This is a genomic window from Pseudomonas sp. Root569 (genome assembly GCF_001427465.1).
GTDB classification, from domain to species: domain Bacteria; phylum Pseudomonadota; class Gammaproteobacteria; order Pseudomonadales; family Pseudomonadaceae; genus Aquipseudomonas; species Aquipseudomonas synxantha.
Genome location: NZ_LMGQ01000027.1, coordinates 224,315 through 242,890 on the forward strand (window position 1 = coordinate 224,315; position 18,576 = coordinate 242,890).

18 protein-coding genes are annotated in these 18,576 nt (G+C 60.4%); 8 read left to right on the forward strand and 10 right to left on the reverse strand.

The features are described 5' to 3' along the window. Positions 1 to 237 precede the first annotated feature (237 nt). Together ASD70_RS24555 and arfB are read left to right on the forward strand one after the other, a co-directional pair. Entirely contained in the window at positions 238 to 1,659 is a 1,422-nt protein-coding gene (locus ASD70_RS24555; protein ID WP_056847643.1) for an amino acid permease, read from the forward strand. A gap of 110 nt (positions 1,660 to 1,769) precedes the next feature. Continuing rightward, positions 1,770 to 2,183 (forward strand): alternative ribosome rescue aminoacyl-tRNA hydrolase ArfB, encoded by a 414-nt coding sequence (gene arfB, locus ASD70_RS24560; protein WP_043049058.1) that lies wholly within the window; start codon positions 1,770 to 1,772, stop codon positions 2,181 to 2,183. Here arfB and ASD70_RS24565 read toward each other — a convergent pair. The 4 genes from ASD70_RS24565 to ASD70_RS24575 all read right to left on the reverse strand — a co-directional run bounded on the left by ASD70_RS24565 (position 2,180) and on the right by ASD70_RS24575 (position 4,337). Continuing rightward, entirely contained in the window at positions 2,180 to 3,376 is a 1,197-nt protein-coding gene (locus ASD70_RS24565; RefSeq protein WP_056847644.1) for an MFS transporter, read from the reverse strand. The two genes, arfB and ASD70_RS24565, sit on opposite strands and share 4 nt — an antisense overlap. 103 nt (positions 3,377 to 3,479) lie before the next feature. Continuing rightward, positions 3,480 to 3,662 (reverse strand): hypothetical protein, encoded by a 183-nt coding sequence (locus ASD70_RS24570; protein WP_056847645.1) that lies wholly within the window; start codon positions 3,660 to 3,662, stop codon positions 3,480 to 3,482. Positions 3,663 to 3,736: 74 nt separating this feature from the next. After that, entirely contained in the window at positions 3,737 to 3,865 is a 129-nt protein-coding gene (locus ASD70_RS29755; RefSeq protein ID WP_255320444.1) for a hypothetical protein, read from the reverse strand. A gap of 160 nt (positions 3,866 to 4,025) precedes the next feature. Then, positions 4,026 to 4,337: a DUF962 domain-containing protein gene (locus ASD70_RS24575; protein ID WP_056847646.1), complete on the reverse strand. Its 312-nt coding sequence runs from the start codon at positions 4,335 to 4,337 to the stop codon at positions 4,026 to 4,028. A 162-nt stretch (positions 4,338 to 4,499) separates the two neighbouring features. Between ASD70_RS24575 and ASD70_RS24580 the strand changes: the two genes are divergently transcribed. Then, the gene (locus ASD70_RS24580) at positions 4,500 to 5,558 is read left to right on the forward strand and encodes an AraC family transcriptional regulator (RefSeq protein WP_046069273.1); all 1,059 of its coding nucleotides are present in this window, start codon (positions 4,500 to 4,502) and stop codon (positions 5,556 to 5,558) included. Here ASD70_RS24580 and ASD70_RS24585 read toward each other — a convergent pair. The 6 genes from ASD70_RS24585 to ASD70_RS24610 all read right to left on the reverse strand — a co-directional run bounded on the left by ASD70_RS24585 (position 5,515) and on the right by ASD70_RS24610 (position 12,642). Beyond that, positions 5,515 to 6,969 (reverse strand): TrkH family potassium uptake protein, encoded by a 1,455-nt coding sequence (locus ASD70_RS24585; protein WP_046069272.1) that lies wholly within the window; start codon positions 6,967 to 6,969, stop codon positions 5,515 to 5,517. The two genes, ASD70_RS24580 and ASD70_RS24585, sit on opposite strands and share 44 nt — an antisense overlap. Before the next feature lie 247 nt (positions 6,970 to 7,216). Further along, a complete protein-coding gene (locus ASD70_RS24590; RefSeq protein WP_046069271.1) occupies positions 7,217 to 8,554 on the reverse strand; it encodes an imelysin family protein in 1,338 nt (445 codons plus the stop codon). Positions 8,555 to 8,680: 126 nt separating this feature from the next. After that, entirely contained in the window at positions 8,681 to 10,732 is a 2,052-nt protein-coding gene (locus ASD70_RS24595; RefSeq protein ID WP_056847647.1) for a putative bifunctional diguanylate cyclase/phosphodiesterase, read from the reverse strand. Between the two features lie 193 nt (positions 10,733 to 10,925). Further along, positions 10,926 to 11,111 (reverse strand): hypothetical protein, encoded by a 186-nt coding sequence (locus ASD70_RS24600; protein WP_056847648.1) that lies wholly within the window; start codon positions 11,109 to 11,111, stop codon positions 10,926 to 10,928. Between the two features lie 156 nt (positions 11,112 to 11,267). After that, the gene (locus tag ASD70_RS24605) at positions 11,268 to 11,864 is read right to left on the reverse strand and encodes a superoxide dismutase (RefSeq protein ID WP_043049045.1); all 597 of its coding nucleotides are present in this window, start codon (positions 11,862 to 11,864) and stop codon (positions 11,268 to 11,270) included. 178 nt (positions 11,865 to 12,042) lie between these two features. Further along, positions 12,043 to 12,642: a LysE/ArgO family amino acid transporter gene (locus ASD70_RS24610; RefSeq protein ID WP_046069268.1), complete on the reverse strand. Its 600-nt coding sequence runs from the start codon at positions 12,640 to 12,642 to the stop codon at positions 12,043 to 12,045. A gap of 100 nt (positions 12,643 to 12,742) precedes the next feature. On the opposite strand from ASD70_RS24610, the gene ASD70_RS24615 reads away from it, so the two are divergent. The 5 genes from ASD70_RS24615 (at position 12,743) to ASD70_RS24635 (ending at position 18,511) form a co-directional block, all read left to right on the forward strand. Beyond that, positions 12,743 to 13,636 carry a LysR family transcriptional regulator ArgP gene (locus ASD70_RS24615; protein ID WP_046069267.1) on the forward strand — a complete coding sequence of 298 codons (894 nt, stop codon included), beginning with the start codon at positions 12,743 to 12,745 and terminating at the stop codon, positions 13,634 to 13,636. A gap of 52 nt (positions 13,637 to 13,688) precedes the next feature. After that, positions 13,689 to 14,687 (forward strand): NAD-dependent epimerase/dehydratase family protein, encoded by a 999-nt coding sequence (locus tag ASD70_RS24620; protein ID WP_046069266.1) that lies wholly within the window; start codon positions 13,689 to 13,691, stop codon positions 14,685 to 14,687. Between the two features lie 127 nt (positions 14,688 to 14,814). After that, positions 14,815 to 15,639, forward strand: coding sequence for a hypothetical protein (locus ASD70_RS24625; protein WP_056847649.1), 825 nt, complete (start codon positions 14,815 to 14,817; stop codon positions 15,637 to 15,639). A 221-nt stretch (positions 15,640 to 15,860) separates the two neighbouring features. Next, a complete protein-coding gene (locus ASD70_RS24630; RefSeq protein ID WP_056847650.1) occupies positions 15,861 to 17,120 on the forward strand; it encodes a D-mannose isomerase in 1,260 nt (419 codons plus the stop codon). Between the two features lie 104 nt (positions 17,121 to 17,224). Then, positions 17,225 to 18,511, forward strand: coding sequence for an ABC transporter substrate-binding protein (locus ASD70_RS24635; protein ID WP_046069263.1), 1,287 nt, complete (start codon positions 17,225 to 17,227; stop codon positions 18,509 to 18,511). The last annotated feature ends 65 nt before the right edge of the window (positions 18,512 to 18,576 follow it).

Consider the following 18,576-nt stretch of genomic DNA (forward strand, 5'->3'; position numbering starts at 1 on the left):
TGCGTACCCACGCAAAAGGCCAAGACCCAGGGTTTGTTCGCCCTGATCACTCCGCCCGGCCACGAGCCGGACGGGTTCGATTTCGTCACAGATAAAAACAAACAGGTGACGCATGACCGTTAGAAAGACGCTGTACTCCTGGTGCCTGCGCTGGGGTTTGAGCGGCGCTGCTTGAGTCGGTAATTCAAGACAGCAACCTGCATTCAACATCTTCAAACCTTGCGTGAGACCCTTTTCATGAGTGGACCCCATTCTTCTTCAGGCGAGCTGAAACGCGGCCTGAAAAACCGGCATATCCAGTTGATCGCCCTCGGGGGCGCCATCGGCACCGGCCTGTTCCTGGGCTCGGCCGGGGTGCTCAAGTCCGCCGGCCCGTCAATGATCCTGGGCTATGCCATCTGCGGCTTTATCGCCTTCCTGATCATGCGCCAACTCGGCGAAATGATCGTCGAAGAGCCGGTCGCCGGTTCCTTCAGCCATTTTGCCCACAAGTATTGGGGCGGCTTCGCCGGCTTTTTGTCGGGCTGGAACTGCTGGATCCTGTACATCCTGGTGGGTATGTCGGAGCTGACGGCCGTGGGCAAGTACGTGCACTACTGGTGGCCAGAGATTCCGACCTGGGTGTCTGCGGCGGCCTTCTTCGTGCTGATCAATGCGATCAACCTGGCCAACGTCAAAGTCTTTGGTGAAGCCGAGTTCTGGTTCGCGATCATCAAGGTGGTGGCCATCGTCGGCATGATCGCCCTGGGCAGCTACCTGCTGGTCAGCGGCAGCGGCGGCCCGCAGGCCTCGGTCAGCAACCTGTGGGACCACGGCGGCTTCTTCCCCCATGGTGTCGGCGGTTTGGTGATGGCCATGGCGATCATCATGTTCTCCTTCGGCGGCCTGGAAATGCTCGGCTTTACCGCGGCCGAAGCCGACCAGCCTCGTACCGTGATCCCCAAGGCGATCAATCAGGTGATCTATCGCATCCTGATTTTCTACATCGGCGCCTTGGTGGTGCTGTTGTCGCTCACACCATGGGACAGCCTGCTGGCGACCCTCAATGCGTCCGGCGATGCCTACAGCGGGAGCCCATTCGTGCAGGTGTTCTCGATGTTGGGCAGCAACACCGCCGCGCATATCCTCAACTTCGTGGTTCTGACTGCAGCGTTGTCGGTGTACAACAGCGGCACCTACTGCAACAGCCGCATGCTGCTGGGCATGGCTGAGCAGGGCGATGCGCCCAAGGCCCTGGCGAAAATCGACAAGCGCGGCGTGCCGGTGCGTTCGATCCTGGCCTCGGCGGCGATCACCCTGGTGGCGGTGCTGATGAACTACCTGATGCCCCATGACGCGCTGGAACTGCTGATGTCCCTGGTGGTGGCCACGTTGGTGATCAACTGGGCGATGATCAGCTTCTCGCACTTCAAGTTCCGCCAGCACATGAACCGCACCGGCCAGGTGCCGCTGTTCAAGGCGCTATGGTACCCGTACGGCAACTATGTGTGCCTGGCATTCGTGGTGTTTATCCTGGTGGTCATGCTGATGATCCCGGGGATCCAGATGTCGGTGTACGCGATCCCGGTCTGGGTGGCGTTCATGGGCGTTTGCTACTGGGTCAAGAACAAGCGAAGGGTGCAACAACCCTTGGATATGGCCGCTCCTGCGGTGAAGTGATCTTCCAATGCTGTTGAGCAGACCCGGCCTAGCGCCGGGTTTGTTGTTTGAGAGGATGGGCAAGATGCATTCGCGTATCCTGGGACTCCTTCTGGAGGACCTTGTTGCTCATGCTGGTGATTTCCAACAACCTACACTTGCCCGATGCCGAGATCGAGCTGACCGCCATTCGCGCCCAAGGTGCCGGCGGACAGAACGTCAATAAGGTCTCGAGTGCGGTGCACCTACGCTTTGATATTCCCGCGTCGTCGTTGCCGGCGTTCTACAAGGAGCGACTGCTGGCGTTGCGCGACAGCCGTATTACCAGCGAAGGCGTGCTGGTGCTCAAGGCCCAGCAATACCGTACCCAGGAACAGAACCGCGCCGATGCGCTGGAGCGCTTGGTGGAGTTGATCCAGAGCGCCACCAAGGTCGAGAAAAAGCGTCGTCCGACCAAGCCCACCCTGGGCTCGAAGAAACGCCGTCTGGAGTCCAAGACCAAGCGCGGCAGCATCAAGGCCGGGCGCGGCAAGGTCGACTTCTAGGCGTCGCGTGTCTCGCGGGCCTTGGGCGCCTGGCGGTACAGGTAGAGGCTCAGCAGCAAGCCCGCTGCAGCGGCGAGGGCGGCGAACAGGAAGATCGACGCAAAGCCAAAACCTGCGGCCACGGCGCCAGCCAGCGGCCCGGTGATGCCCAGTGACAAGTCGATAAACAGCGAATAGGCGCCCACCGCCGAGCCACGGCTGGAGGCCGGCACCAGGTTGACCGCCTCCACCCCCAGTGCCGGGAAAACCAGGGAAAAGCCGAAGCCACTCAACGCCGCACCTGCCAACGCCAGTTGGGCATCTGGCGCCAGCCACAGCAGCAGAAGGCCGAGCACTTCCACCGACAGGCAGGCAATCGCGACCCGAAAGCCGCCAATGCGGTTGATCAAGTTGCCGAACAACAAGCGTGCGCCGATAAAGCTGGCGCCGAACAGGCTCAAGGCCCACACCGCGTTGTCCCAGTGCTGGGTGCTGTAGTACAGGGTGATAAAGGTGGCGATGGTGCCAAAGCCGATTGAGCCCAACGCCAGCGCGCAACCATGGGGCAGTACCCGGCCCAGCACATTCATGAACGGCAAGCGGACGCCAGGCACAATTGGCGCCGCTTGCTTTTTCCAGGCCAGCAGCACACCCACTACCGCCAGCATAATGATGCTGACGCCCATGCTCCACAGTCCGAAATGGCTGACCATCAGCACCCCCAGCGGTGCGCCGACCGCCAGCGCGCCGTAGCTGGCGATGCCGTTCCAGGAGATGACCTTGGCCGTATTCGCCGCTCCGACGCGGCCGATGCCCCAGCCAATCGCGCCCGAGCCCACCAGGCTTTCAGCGCTGCCCAGCACCAGTCGACCGATCAGCAGGCTGCCCAGGCTGAGCGCCGGCAGGCTGGAAAACCACGCTGCCAGCAGCATGAACACCCCGCTCAATCCGCATCCCACCAGGCCGATCAGCACGGCGCGCTTGCTGCCCAGGTTGTCGATAATCTTGCCGGCATAGGGGCGGCTCAATAGGGTGGCCAGGTATTGCACGCTGATCACCAGCCCGGCGATCACCGCGCCATAGCCCAACTGGCTATGGACGTAGCCCGGCAAGACGGCCAGGGGAATGCCGATATTCAGGTAGCCGATAAAGGTAAACAGCACGATGGAGACAACTTGCAGCGTGACCGCCATGGGTCGCTGGGAATCTGGCATGGGAGAGGTCCACTGTCGCAGCAGGCAAAGATAGGCTGCTAATGATACCGGCGCGCAGGCCGGGCAGGGCGGGAAAAATGTAAAACGTCAGATCAACAACACATCAAGCCTGGGCAGGGGCCAACAGTTGAGTTGTTACCAGGGCCGCCAGGGCGTTTTCCTGGGTGCCGAAGCGCTTGAGCAATGCGGCCTGCTTGTCTGCACTGAGGCGGTTCCAGACTTCGACCATCTGCAAGGCAGCGTCGAGCAAGGCGGCGTCCGGGGTATCGGGAAGGGTAGTGGTCATGATGAAGGTCTCGGGTGATTCAGGCAGTGTGGAAAGCGCTCAAAGGTGCGCTTTCCACACGGTCTGGTACGGCGTCAGTCCTGGCTTTCGCGGTCGACTGGTTTTGCTTCTTTGGCCTCAGGCTGCTTGTCGCTGGCCTGCTGCGGTGTTGGCTGCTCAGTTGGGTGCAGGCTTGGGAAGGGGAGATTAGGTATCTCGTGCATCGTCGTCGCTCCTCGCAAGGTCTGTTTTTTCAATCGCAGGTGATTCCGCGCTCTCAAAAAGCCTTGGCAGGATACAGCACCGTAAATGACAAAAAGACTTTTATCTCGGCGAATTCACATTTTTTCATGGTTCAAACGCAAGTGACATGAGGTCACACCCTTAGAACGGCACTTTGCCCAGGATCATGTCGCGGTACATCACAAAATCCCCCAACAAGCTGTAGAGGGGATGCTGGAAGGTCGCCGGGCGGTTCTTTTCGAAGAAAAAGTGGCCGACCCAGGCAAAGGTGTAGCCGGCGACGGGCAAGGCCAGCAAAAGAACCAGTGAGCCCCTGCCAATGGCATACGCGAAAAAGCCGATCACCAAGGTAGTGCCGATAAAGTGCAGGCGCCGACAGGTGCTGTTGCCATGCTCGCTCAGGTAATACGGGTAGAACTCGGCAAAACTGTTGAATTTCTTGACGTTTTCCACGACTGCCGGCCCTCGGGTTGTTATACCGCCCAACAGATGTTCGGCGGGGAGCTTATTTGAGTCTAGAGTCATTGGAGGTAACGGCCAGTGACAATAGATGCCATTTTAGTATCCTTGGCTTCCTGGCTGCCGTTTGAGCCTGCTTTCCAATAAGAAGACGCCATGAGCGAACGAACAACTTCTGCAAGCTGGGCGATGGGGATAGTCAAGGCACTGGAAATGGACGGCCTGGATTGCCGTGCCTTGTTCAGGCAGCTGGGCCTGGATTATGCGGCGCTGAATGACCCCGACGCGCGTTTCCCTCAGGATGCCATGACTCGCCTGTGGCAGCGGGCGGTGGAGTTGTCCGGCAACCCCGCGATTGGCCTGAACATGGGCAAGGTGGTGCGTCCTGCCTCGTTTCATGTCGCCGGTTATGCCTTGATGTCCAGCAACACCCTGGCCCAAGGCTTTATGCGACTGGTGCGCTACCAGCGCATCATCGCCGAAAGCGCTGACTTGAGCTTCCGACTTTTAGCTGAAGGCTATGCGTTGATTCTGACGGTGCATGGCGATCACCTGCCGCCGACCCGACAAAGCGCCGAAGCCTCGTTGGCCAGCGCCCTGGCCTTGTGCGGCTGGCTTACCGGACGCACCCTGCAACCGCGCAACGTGCTGCTGCAGGGCGATCAACCCGCGGACCTGGCGCCGTACAAACAGGCCTTTCATGCGCCTTTGCAATTCAATGCACCCTATGACGCGCTGATCTTCGAGCAAGCCGACATGGAGGCGCCGTTGCCCACAGCCAACGAAGCCATGGCACTGCTGCATGACCGTTTTGCCGGTGAATACCTGGCGCGTTTTTCTGAAAGTCGCGTGACCCACAAGGCACGGCAGGTGTTGTGCCGTTTGCTGCCCCAGGGTGAACCCAAGCGCGAAGCGGTGGCCCAGACGTTGCACCTGTCCCAGCGCACCTTGCAGCGGCGTCTGCAGGAAGAGGGCACCAGCTTCCAGACTTTGCTCGATGACACCCGTCGCGAACTGGCCGAGCAATACCTGGCGCAGCCGAACATGACCTTGCTGGAAATTGCCTACCTGCTGGGTTTTGCCGACCCGAGCAACTTTTTCCGTGCGTTTCGTCGCTGGTTTGATGCCACCCCCGGCGAATACCGGGCGCGGTTGCTGGCAATGTCGGCGGTCAGTGACGCCAGAACGCCGGAATGCACAGCACAAACACGGTAATAATCTCCAGTCGGCCCAGCAGCATGCCCAGTGACAGGATCCACTTGGCCGCATCCGGCAGGGTGGAGAAGTTGCCGGCCGGGCCAATGGTTTCGCCCAGGCCCGGGCCGACGCCGGATACGGTACTGGCGGCGCCGGTCAGGGCGGTCATCCAGTCCACGCCCAGCAGTGACAAGGCCAGGGCGATGGTGCAGATGGTAATGGCGAAGAAAAACGAAAAGGTCAGGATCGAGCGCACAATTTCTTCGTCGAGGCGATGGCCGTTGTACTTCTGCTTGATCACCGCGCGTGGGTGAATCAGTTGGTTCAAGTTGGCCTTGAGCAGGATGTAAGCGACCTGGAAACGGAAGATCTTGATACCGCCGGCTGTAGAGCCCGAACAGCCGCCGATAAAGCCCAGGTAGAAAAACAGCATCAGTGAGAAGTTGCCCCACAGGCTATAGTCTCCCAGTGCAAAGCCAGTGGTCGTCACCACTGACGTCACATTCAGCGCCACATGACGCAAGGCATCGAGCCAATGCAGATTGGTGGTCCACCAGTACCAGGTGCCGAGTACCAACCAGGTCACGAGCAACAGGCCGAGCAAGCCTTGCACCTGCTGGTCCTTGATCAGCGCCCGACGGTTGCCGCGCAATGTGGCCACATACAAGGCGAACGGCAAGCTGCCGAGGATCATCACCACCACGGCGACCCAGTGCACCGCGGGTTGTTTCCAGTGCGCCAGGGACTCATCCGACGTGGAAAACCCACCGGTGGAAATTGCCGACATCGCGTGGTTGATCGCATCGAACAAGCCCATGCCGGCCCACCAGAATGCCAGGCTGCCGAAGATGGTAATGCCCACATACGCCGCCACGATCAGCCGCGCCACCATGTGCGAGCGGGGCATGACCTTTTCCGAGCGGTCCGAGGATTCGGTCTGGAACAGGCGCATGCCACCAATGCGCAGCAGCGGCAGGATCGCCACCGCCATACCGATAAAGCCGATACCGCCAAGCCAGTGCAACAGCGAACGCCACATCAGGATGCCCGGTGACATGCTGTCCAGCCCGCTCAATACTGTGGAACCGGTGGCGGTGATACCCGACATGCTTTCGAAGAAGGAATCGGTGTAGCTGATGTGCTGGGTCAGCAAAAACGGCAGGGCGGCGAAGATGCACACCACCACCCAACTGCTGACCGTCAGCAGGTACATGTCCCGAGGGCGCAGATGCACATGTTCGGGGCGACCGGGGATGACCAGGGCCAGCCCTGCGATAAAGGTGATCAGGCTGGCCCACAGAAACGAGGGCAGATCGCTGGTGCGTTCGAAAATCACCAGGGTGGCCATCGGGATGACCATGGCGACCGCAAGGGTGATCAGGAAGATGCCGATGATGAAACCAATGATGCGTAGGGTCGGCAACGCCATGAAGTTCGCTCGGGTGATTGGGCAGAGGCGCCATTCTACCTACGGTACAGGGCATGTAAACCAGAGTGCTTGAGGTTACACGGAGCAAAATGTGGGAGGGGGGCCCCCGATAGCGGTGGGTCAGTGAAGCATGTGGTTGCTGGTCCGCTGCTGTTCGGGAGCAAGCCCCCTCCCACAGGGGATCTGCAGTGTTTGAAACAGGTATAAAAAAAGCGACCCGAAGGTCGCCTTTTCAACAGCGTACGGATCAGAACTCGTGATCAGCGCTGTCCGGGTTCAAGTCGCTGATGCCCAGCTTGCCCGCAGCGGCTTCGATCGAACCGGTCTGCTTGACCAGTGCGGCGATGGCGTCACGTACGATCTGGTTGCCCGCATCGTTGCCGGCGGCGATCAGTTGGTCGTAGTGCTCGCCTTTCTCGGCGTGGTCGACCATGACCTGGATTTTCGCTTCGGTCGCCGCCAGGTCAGCCTTGAGGGTCGAATCGGCTGCCGGGTCGGCCTTGGCCACCAGGGATGACAGGCTGGCACCGGTCATTTTGGTGCCGTCAACGCGAGTGTATTCGCCCAGGTAGACGTTACGGATGCCCTTGGCATCGTAGAAGTGCGAGTAGTGGGTGTTGTCGCTGAAGCAGTCCTGCTCGTCTTCCGGCGAGTTGGCTTCCAGGGACACCTTCATGCGCTCACCGGCCAGCTCGCCCAGGGACAGGCTGCCCATGCCGAACAGCATTTTGCGCAGGCCGTCGGTGGCAGGTTCCGATTCCAGAGTGGCGCGGTAGTTGTCTTCGACGTTGGGTTTCCAGTTGCCGACCATTTCTTCCAGGTCGCTGACCAGCAGCTGGGTCACGGCGCGCAGGTAAGTGCGGCGGCGCTCGTTATGACCGCCGGTTGCACCGTCACCGGTCAGGTAATCCGAGGCCGGACGGTTGCCCGCGCCAGGGCCGGTGCCGTTGAGGTCCTGGCCCCAGAGCAGGAATTCGATGGCGTGGTAGCCGGTGGCAACGTTGGCTTCGGAACCGCCCAGCTCATTGAGGCTGGCGAGTTTTTCCGGGGTGATGTCCTTGACGTCGACCTTGTCTTCGCCGACCTGGATCTCGTTATTGGCGATGATGTTGGCGTTGGCGCCTGGGTTACCCAGGGCGTGCTCGTAGGATTTATCGACATAGTCGATCAGCCCTTCGTCCAGGGGCCAGGCGTTCACCTGGCCTTCCCAGTCGTCGATGATGGTGTTGCCGAAGCGGAACACTTCGCTCTGCAGGTAAGGGACGCGGGCGGCGATCCAGGCGGTACGGGCCGCTTTGAGGGTTTCGTCGTTCGGGTTGGCGAGGAACGTATCGACTGCGGTCTGCAGGGTCTTTGCGGTGGATTCGGCATCGCTGTACACCGCAAACACCATGTCTGCGTAGTGCGCGACCACGGCTTTGGCAGCCGCTTCGTCGACCTGGCCTGCCGCGGCAGCCGCAGGTGCGGTAGCGCTGGCGGCTGCGGGAGCTTGAGGCGCGGCGGCCTTGTCTTTACCTTCGCCGCAACCGGCGAGCGAAATGGCAATGGCCAGCAGACTGGCGGTGGCCAGGGGCATACGAATCATGGCGAACATCCTGCTTCGGTGGTGAATAGGGCGCGCGGGGAGCGCAAAAGCTGCGACATAATGCGAAAGATTTGCATTTTGTGTAAAGGCTTATGCGTGGGAAATATTCAGTATCGTTTTTCGTGGTCAGAGACTGACGGCGTTATTGCGCTCGGACTGTTTCAAATAAGCGGCCAACTCCCGTGCCTGCAGGGGTTTGCTGTAGTGATAGCCCTGGCCCTCATGACAGCCCTCGGAGATGATGTAGGCCTCTTGCTCGGCAGTCTCCACGCCTTCGGCAATCACCTGCATGCCCAGGCTTTTGCCCAGTTGGATAATGGCGCGCACGATCGTGGCGTCGTCGTCGTCATCCTGCAGGTCCTGGACGAAGCTCTTGTCGATCTTGATCTTGTCCAGCGGCAGGCTTTTCAGATAGCTCAGGGATGAATAGCCGGTGCCGAAGTCGTCGATGGCAATCAGCGCCCCGGAGCGGCGTAGGCTCAGCAGGTGCTGGGCGGCGGTGCTGATGTCTTCCATCAGGCCGGTCTCGGTCACTTCCAGCTCCAGGCTGCGTGGTGGCAAGCGGTAGATCTGCATCAGGTTGTTGACCACCCGCGGTAACTCGGTGTGGTGCAATTGCACGGTGGACAGGTTGACGGCCATGCGCAGTTCAGTGAAGCCCAGGTCATGCCATTCGCGCAGTTGCCGGCACGCCTGGTCGAGCACCCATTCGCCAATCGGGATGATGGTGCCATTCTGTTCCGCCAGGGGGATAAACAGGTCGGGCGGCACCAGGCCGTGTTCCGGGTGTTGCCAGCGCAGCAGGGCTTCTACGCCAACCACACGGTGATCGCGGTAGCTGATCTGCGGTTGGTAGACCAAATGGAACTGGTCGCGGCCCAGGGCGTCGCGCAGGTCCTTTTCCAGTTCGCGGCGTCGGCGCATTTCGCTGTCGACACTGGCGATATAGAACTGATAGCGATTGCGCGAGCGGCTCTTGGCCAGGGTCATGGTCTGCTCGGCTTTTTGCAGCAGCTTCTCGGTAGTATCCCCATCTTCCGGGAATAGCGTAATGCCGATGGTGGCGCGCAGGCGAATCAGGTCATGGTCGAGTACGAATTCCGCTTCCAGGTCATCGAGAATGCTTTGTGCCAGTTCGGCGGCTTCGTAGGGCTGGTCGATATCGGCTTGTACCAGGGCGAACTGATCGCCGCCCAGGCGGGCGAGCGTACCGAGGCGTCCGCTGTGGGCGCGCAAGCGGTCGGCCAGGGCCAGCAGCAGTTTGTCGCCGGCCTGGTAGGTAAATTGTTCATTGACGCTCTTGAAGTCATCGAGCCCCACGCACAGTACAGCTACACGTCGTTGCCGGCGGCCAGCGTCGGTGAGGATCTTGTCCAGTTGCTCCTGCAGCTTCTGGCGGTTTGGCAGGCCGGTGAGGAAGTCGTACTGGGCCATGCGCAACAGGCTCGACTCCGCTTCGTGGCGCAGGTGGGTATTGCGCTCGATGGATTCGAGCAACTGGTTGGCGGTGTTTATCCACAGGCCCAGTTCGTTGCGTTCGTGCCCCTTGACCTGAGGAATCTTGTGCTCGCTGGGGCGGTCGGGGTTGACCGAGGTCAGGTGCCCGATAAGCCGTGACAGCGGCTTGGTCAGCAGCCAGTGGTACACCAGGTACAGCACCAGGCCCATGGCCAGCGCGCGCAGGACGCCGGAAATAAAAATGATCACCGAACTGACAATAAAGCCGTTGCCGTAGGTGGCGGTGTCGAGGGTGATGCTCAGGTCGCCGTAGTATTCGCTGTAAGGGCCCTTGCCGACCAAGGCCGTGGTGAATGTACGCTCCTGGTCAAGAATCAGATCGGTCAGCCAGCGGCTGGGGGATTGCTGCAAGGCGCGACTCTTTTCCGCGAGCATGGTCTCGTTGGGGTGACCGATGGAAGCCATGCGCACCGCGTCGTCCTGGAACAGTCCCTCAATCACCTGCATGCCCATTTCGCGATCCAGGCTGTAGACGGCCTGGGTCGAGGGGTCACGAAACATGTCGAGAATACGTTGGGCATCGCCGGCCACGGCCTGGCGTGTCTTGTAGGCATCGAAAACGATCTGCGCCACGCTCAGCGCCACGCCCACGATTAAGGCCGACAGCAGCGCAACCCGTAGCAACTTCACCGACAAGCTGTTCTTGAGTTCCAGCTTCAAAGGGGCATTCCTTGTCTCATGCGGGTGGCCTTCAATATGCCATGAGTATTGGCAATCTGATGATGGCAGTCAAAGGGACATTGGGGCCTGGGCTCAATTGAGGTTTTGGCTGGACAAACTTATAGAATGGGCTGTGGGCTGAAAGCCCGGCAGGGGAGAAGGCGGAGGAGATCCGCCTTCGAGTTGACGACGATTAAAAGTTGACCGGCTCTTGGGGCGGTTGCTCTTGCCCACCGATCTTCGAGCCTTCACCGGCCATGTCCATGGCTTTGTTGCAGAGGTCCATTGCGCCGTTTGCCAAGTCCAGACCTTTATCAACAATACCCGCTACCAGTGGGACTGCACCCGCAGCACCTGCTACCAACGAAATAGGATCCATCGACATTCTCCACATTGAAAATTAATCAGGAGGTTTATTCCTCCTGCTGCTTGTGTGGTGAATTGTTACTGTTGGGTTCCGGTATTTTTGGGCGGTCTATCTGGCGCGCAAAAAAAAGCCCGGCAATCGCCGGGCTCTCTTCAATGAACGAGCTGTTTAGGCAGTGAAGGCCTTGCCTTCGAACTGCTCAGCCACGAACTTCCAGTTGACCAGGTTCCAGAACGCTTCCACATACTTTGGACGCACGTTGCGGTAGTCGATGTAGTAAGCGTGTTCCCACACGTCGCAGGTCAGCAGCGGGGTGTCGCCGCTGGTCAGCGGGTTGCCGGCGCCGATGGTGCTGGCCAGGGCCAGGGAGCCGTCAGCCTTTTTCACCAGCCAGCCCCAGCCGGAACCGAAGGTGCCCACGGACGTCTTGGTGAATTCTTCCTTGAACTTGTCGAACGAACCGAACGCCGCGTTGATGGCTTCAGCCAATGCGCCGGTCGGTTGGCCGCCGGCGTTTGGCGCCAGGCAGTTCCAGTAGAAAGTGTGGTTCCAGACTTGAGCGGCGTTGTTGAAGATGCCGCCCGAGGAAGACTTGACGATCTCTTCCAGGGTCTTGCCTTCGAACTCGGTGCCTGGCACCAGGTTGTTCAGGTTCACGACATAGGTGTTGTGATGCTTGTCGTGGTGGTATTCCAAGGTTTCCTTGGAGATATGCGGCTGCAGGGCATCGTGTGCATAGGGCAGCGGCGGCAATTCGAAAGCCATGATGATTCTCCTAATCAGGTCAGTTGCGGTGAGCGCAAGGCCGATCACGGGCGGCCAGACATGCGCCGGGGAGTTTGTACTCTTTGCGGCGCAGGGGTCTGATCATAGCACCGGGGGTGCGGCATAACCACGCAACAACTGTGTGGGATAGAGGTTCCAGAGCGTTTTGGAATATTTGTCAGGCGCTGATCAATTGATAGGCCACAGTGAACATCATCACCGCGACCAGCAGGTCCAGCAGGCGCCAGGTGGCCGGGCGTGCCAGCCAGGGCGACAGCCACGCCGCGCCGAGCGCCAGGGTGGTGAACCACAGGAACGATGCACTGGCTGCGCCGGCCACGTAGGCGCCCGGCTCTGTTTGTTGCGCGCCCAGGGAGCCGATCAGCAGGACGGTGTCCAAGTACACATGGGGATTAAGCAGGGTCACCGCCAGCGCGCTCAACAGGACGGCGCGCAACGAGCGGGTCTTGAGGCTGGCTCCCTGATCCAGGCTTTGCTTCGAACAGGCCCTGCGCAGCGCGCACGCGCCGTACCAGAGCAGGAACGCCGCACCGCCCCAGCGCGCCACCGCCAGCAGTATCGGGCTCTGGGCCAGGACAGTGGCCAGGCCGAACACTCCGGCGGCCACCAGCAGCGCATCGCAGATCACGCACAAAGCCGCGACGGGCAAATGATGCTCGCGGCGCAGGCTTTGCGCGAGGACGAATGCGTTCTGCGTTCCGATTGCCATGATCAGCCCGAGGGCCACCAGCAATCCGTTCATATAGCTCTGCCACATACTGAAGGATCCTTGTGAATGCTCAAACGGTGCTGGCTATGATGCGCATCGTGCCTGTATAAGAAAAACCAATATTGCTGATCGCTCATTAGAGAAACTGATGTTCGACTATAAGTTGTTGTCTGCCCTGGCGGCGGTGGTGGAACAGGCCGGCTTTGAACGTGGCGCCCATGTATTGGGGTTGTCGCAGTCGGCCATCTCCCAGCGCATCAAATTGCTGGAGGGCCGTATCGGCCAGCCGGTGCTGGTGCGCGCTTCGCCGCCGACGCCCACCGATATCGGTCGGCGCTTGCTCAACCATGTGCAACAGGTGCGCTTGCTCGAGCGCGACCTGCAAAGCCAGGTGCCGGCCCTTGACGAGGAGGGCATGCCCGAACGCCTGCGCATCGCCCTGAATGCCGACAGCCTCGCCACCTGGTGGGCAGAGGCCGTCAGCGACTTCTGCGCCGAACAGCACTTGCTGCTGGATCTGGTGGTGGAAGACCAGACGGTTGGCCTCAAGCGCATGCGTGCCGGTGAAGTGGCAGCTTGTATCTGCGCCAGCGAGCGCCCGGTGGCCGGTGCGCGCAGCCTGTTGCTGGGTGCCATGCGTTATCGCGCGCTGGCGAGCCCAGCCTTCATTGCCAGGCATTTTCCCGAGGGCGTGCGGGCCGATCAATTGGCGCGCACACCTGCGCTGGTGTTTGGCCCGGATGATTTCCTGCAACACCGCTACCTGGCCTCTCTTGGGGTGAATGGTGGTTTTGAACACCATCTATGCCCGTCATCCGAAGGCTTTATCCGCCTGACGGAAGCCGGCCTGGGCTGGGGCCTGGTGCCCGAATTGCAGGTGCGTGACCAGCTTGAAACCGGCGCATTGGTCGAGTTATTGCCAGATAAGCCCATCGATGTGCCGCTGTACTGGCATCATTGGCGCAGTGGCGGGCAGTTGTTAGGCCTGTTGACCGACCATCTGGCCCAGGCGTGTGGCCAATGGTTGGTGCCGTTGGAGTAGCGGCAGGCGTCAAGGCAACAGCGATGAAAAACGAAAGAACACGGAGTACTACATGAAAATTCTGGTCACCGGCGCAAGCGGCTTCATCGGCGGGCGCTTTGCGCGCTTCGCCCTTGAGCAGGGCCTGGATGTGCGGGTCAACGGGCGGCGCGCCGAAGGTGTGGAACACCTGGTACGGCGTGGTGCCGAGTTTATCCAGGGTGATTTGAATGATGCCGACCTGGTACGCGACCTGTGCCGCGATGTCGAAGCCGTGGTGCATTGTGCCGGTGCCGTCGGGCTGTGGGGCAAGTACCAGGACTTCCACCAGGGTAATGTGCTGGTCACCGAAAACGTGGTCGAAGCCTGCCTCAAGCAGCGCGTCGGGCGCCTGGTGCACCTGTCGTCGCCGTCTATCTACTTCGATGGCCGCGATCATTTGGGGCTCACCGAAGAGCAAGTGCCCAAGCGTTTCAAGCATCCCTATGCCGCGACCAAGTACCTGGCCGAGCAGAAAGTCTTCGGGGCCCAGGAGTTCGGCCTTGAAGTGCTGGCATTGCGTCCGCGTTTCGTTACCGGGGCCGGCGACATGAGCATCTTCCCGCGCCTGTTGAAGATGCAGCGCAAAAATCGCCTGGCTATCGTGGGCGACGGCCTGAACAAGGTCGACTTCACCAGCGTGCATAACCTTAATGAAGCGTTGCTCAGCAGCCTGCTCGCCCCCGGTTCGGCGTTGGGCAAGGCCTACAACATCAGCAACGGTGCGCCGGTGCCGGTGTGGGACGTGGTCAACTATGTAATGCGGCAAATGGAACTGCCCCAAGTGACCCGGTATCGATCCTACGGTTTGTCCTACAGCGTGGCAGCCTTGAATGAGGCATTTTGCGCCATGTGGCCGGGGCGGCCGGAGCCGGCGTTATCGCGCCTGGGCATGCAGGTGATGAACAAGGATTTCACCCTCGATATCAGCCGCGCCAGGCATTATCTCGACTATGAGCCCAAGGTCAGCCTGTGGGCCGCGCTCGACGAGTTCTGCAGCTGGTGGAAGGCTCAGGACCCGGGCTTCAAATAAGCTCATAACCAGCAACACACCGGGAACCGAATTCCAGGTTCCGGGTCGATCCATGCGCCGGGAGTGCGGTTTATACTCCTGCCGCTCGGCTTTGCAGCCAGCCACCTCATTGATTCAGGGTAGATTCATGCGTAACGATGCAAATGACGACCTCGACAACGTTCCCACCCTGCGGGCCGACCATGGGGACGACGATGATTTCGTGCCGACCCCCGCCACGTCGGTGCGCTCGCGCGCGACGCCCGTGGTCAAGGTCAAGAGCGCCAGCACCGGCCCATTGTGGGCATTGGTCGGCGCACTGTTGATCGCCTTTGCTGGCCTCGCCTGGTGGAGCTTCCAGCAGATTTCGCTGATGGGCCAGCAGTTGGTCGCCACCCAGGAAAGCTTTGCGCGGATCAGCGAGGAAGCGGCGGGGCGCCTGCAGGCTATTTCCGGCAAGGTGGTAGCCAGTGAAGCCAACGTGAACAACGGCAGCGAAGCGTTGAAACTGCAGATTAAGCAGTTGCAGGACCAGTTGCAGGAGCAGAACAAGCAACAGCTGGGCGTGGCTGGCCAAGCCACCGAACTGGACAGCCGTTTGGCCCAGATGACCGCCAGCACCACCGAGCTGACGGCGGCGAACGCCAAGTTGCAAGGCGAGGTGCAGGCCCTGACCGATGCCGTTGCAACGCTCAAGGCGGCGCAAGGCGAGATCAAGGACCTGTCCACCGAGGTGGCGGCCTTGAAAAAGCAGGGCAACCCAAGCGCGGCCATTGCCCGCCTCGAGCAGGACGTGCTGGTACTCAAGAGCGCCCAGGAAAACCAGCCTGCCAACCTCGATGCGCCGACCAACAAGGAGTTCGACGTGTTCCGCATCCAGACCACCCGCAATATCACCACCTTGCAAAGCCAGGTGCAGAATCTGAACCAGCGCCTCAATGCGCCTGCTGCAGCCACACCGCTGGGTCAGTGACCACCAATCGTCCTCTGTAGGAGCGAGCTTGCTCGCGAAAAACGTTAACGATTACGCAGGTTATCCTGGATAAACGCGGTGCTTGTTAGCTTTTCGCGAGCAAGCTCGCTCCTACATGGATTGTCACCAAGCGGTGACATTTCTTTTCCCCTTCGTTACTTGCCCCTCCCGCGCCCTTGTTTAGACTCCGGTCATCCCACAAAAAACAATAAGGGCTACCCATGACCACCCAACCACTGCCTGCCAGCAGTTGGCTGAACGCACCTGCCCATCACGCCTGGCTCGCCGCCGAAGGCCAGCGCCTGCTGGCGTTTGCCAAGGCATCGCGGTTGCCGGACGGTTTCGGCAACCTGGACGATAAAGGCCAACTGCCGGCCGACGCCCACGCCGAGACCATGAACACCGCCCGTATGACCCACAGCTTCGCCATGGCCCATGCCATGGGCCTGCCTGGTTATGCCGAGTTGGTGGCCCATGGTGTCGAGGCCCTTGGCGGGCCGCTGCGCGACAGTGAGCACGGTGGCTGGTTCGCCACTCCCGACGCCCTTGATGGCAACACCGGCAAGGCAGCTTACCTGCATGCCTTCGTCGCCCTGGCCGCCAGCTCTGCCGCAGTGGCCGGCGCGCCCGGTGCACAGGCCTTATTGAACGACGCCATCCATATCATCGACCAGTTTTTCTGGAGCGAGGAGGAGGGCGTCATGCTCGAATCCTTCGCCCAGGACTGGAGCGGCGTCGAAGCTTATCGCGGCGCCAACAGCAACATGCATGCGACCGAAGCCTTCCTTGCGCTGGCTGATGTGACCGGTGACAGCCGTTGGCTGGATCGTGCACTACGTATCGTCGAGCGGGTAATCCACACCCATGCCGCCGGCAACCAGTTCATGGTGATCGAGCATTTCGACGCGCAGTGGAAGCCACTGCTCGACTACAACGAAGATAACCCCGCCGATGGCTTTCGCCCTTATGGCATCACCCCCGGCCACGGTTTCGAATGGGCCCGGCTGGTGTTGCACCTTGAAGCCTCGCGCCTGCTAGCAGGGCTCAGCACGCCAGACTGGCTGGTAAGCGACGCGAAAAACCTGTTTGCCAGTGCCTGTGAATACGCCTGGGCGGTGGATGGCGCTGCCGGCATCGTCTACACCCTGGACTGGAACCATCGCCCGGTGGTACGCGAGCGTCTGCACTGGACCCACGCCGAAGCCAGCGCCGCCGCGCAAGCCCTGCTCAAGCGCACCGGCGAGCTGCATTACGAAACCTGGTACCGCCGAATCTGGGAGTTCTGCGAAACCCACTTTATCGACCGCCACAACGGCAGCTGGCACCACGAGCTCAGCCCCCACAACCAGCCCAGCAGCAAGATCTGGGGTGGCAAACCGGACCTGTACCATGCCTGGCAAGCGGTGGTGCTGCCGGCGCTACCCTTGTCGCCCAGCATGACCAGCGCTTTAGCTCAGGGCGTTTATGTCACCAAGTGGTGACATTTGTACGTCCCTTTGTTACCTGCACCCTGCAAATCCATGTTTAAACTCCGTGCAGCGCAAGCTCTAGACTTGCATGCATAACAACAAGAAAAGGTACTCAGATGAACGCGATTAATCGCCTCGCCGTCGCTATTTCCATTGCCTCGTTGTTTCCCCTCAGTGCATTTGCCGCCGACTCCAAAGGTACGGTTGAAGTGGTGCATTGGTGGACCTCAGGCGGTGAGAAAGCGGCTGTGGATGTGCTGAAGGCCCAAGTTGAGAAAGACGGCTTCACCTGGAAAGACGGTGCCGTAGCAGGTGGCGGTGGCGCCACCGCGATGACCGTGCTGAAAAGCCGTGCGGTCGCCGGCAACCCACCAGGTGTTGCCCAGATCAAGGGCCCCGACATCCAGGAATGGGCGTCCACTGGCCTGCTCGACACCGACGTGCTCAAGGACGTCGCCAAAGCAGAAAAATGGGATTCTTTGCTCGACAAGAAAGTCTCCGACACCGTCAAGTACGACGGTGACTACGTTGCCGTACCGGTCAACATCCACCGGGTGAACTGGCTGTGGATCAACCCGGAAGTCTTCAAGAAAGCCGGCATCACCAAGAACCCCACCACCCTCGAAGAATTCTACGCAGCCGGCGACAAGCTAAAAGCTGCGGGCTTCATTGCGCTCGCCCACGGCGGCCAGCCTTGGCAGGACAGCACCGTGTTCGAAGCGGTGGTGCTGTCGGTGATGGGCGCCGATGGCTACAAGAAAGCCCTGGTCGACCTGGATAACGGCGCGCTGACCGGCCCGGAAATGGTCAAGGCCCTCACCGAGCTGAAGAAAGTCGCGACCTACATGGACGTCGACGGTAAAGGCCAGGACTGGAACCTCGAGGCCGGCAAGGTCATCAACGGCAAGGCCGGCATGCAGATCATGGGTGACTGGGCCAAGTCCGAGTGGACTGCGGCCAAGAAAGTCGCCGGCAAGGACTACGAGTGCGTAGCCTTCCCGGGCACCGACAAAGCCTTCACCTACAACATCGACTCCCTGGCGGTGTTCAAGCAGAAAGACAAAGGCACTGCCGCAGGTCAGCAGGACATCGCCAAAGTCGTGCTGGGTGAGAACTTCCAGAAGGTGTTCAGCATCAACAAGGGCTCGATCCCTGTGCGTAACGACATGCTGAACAAAATGGATTCCTACGGCTTCGACTCCTGCGCCCAGACCGCCGCCAAGGACTTCCTGACCGACGCCAAGACCGGCGGCCTGCAGCCAAGCATGGCGCACAACATGGCCACTACCCTGGCGGTGCAAGGTGCGTTCTTTGACGTGGTGACCAACTACATCAATGACCCGAAAGCCGACCCGGCCGACACCGCCAAGAAGCTTGGCGCGGCGATCAAGTCGGCCAAGTAACGCAGCTATCTGTAGGAGCGAGCTTGCTCGCGAAAAACTCAAGGTCACCGCGTTCATCCTGGATG